Origin of the sequence: Stenotrophomonas sp. GbtcB23 (genome assembly GCF_019091045.1) — a bacterium.
GTDB classification, from domain to species: domain Bacteria; phylum Pseudomonadota; class Gammaproteobacteria; order Xanthomonadales; family Xanthomonadaceae; genus Stenotrophomonas; species Stenotrophomonas rhizophila_A.
Genome location: NZ_JAGXKC010000459.1, coordinates 1 through 263, shown reverse-complemented (window position 1 = coordinate 263; position 263 = coordinate 1). Strand labels below are relative to the sequence as shown.

Below are 263 nucleotides of genomic sequence, written 5' to 3'. Positions count from 1 at the left end.
CGCTATGCCATCCGCTTTCCCGGTATTTCCTATGGCGGGTCGCTCTCGGTTCGGCCTTCGGCGAACATACTGGGCTGGAGCGATGACGAGAACGACGGGCAGATCGAGGATCCGGATCTTCTGTCCGGCGTCATCGATGCTCCTCCCCGGCTCGCCATGGAGATGGCCAATCTCGTCCGCTTCAAGATGGCGACGCTCACCGCCCTTGGCTTTCAGCGGAATGGCGTCTGGGGCGAGGAAACAGCTTCGCAAAAAGTCGAACA

1 protein-coding gene is annotated in these 263 nt (G+C 60.5%); it reads left to right on the top strand.

Annotated elements, in window-relative coordinates; all coding sequences use genetic code 11:
* On the top strand, positions 1–263 hold a 263-nt coding region (locus tag KVS69_RS19770; protein WP_217539797.1), incomplete at both ends, for a hypothetical protein.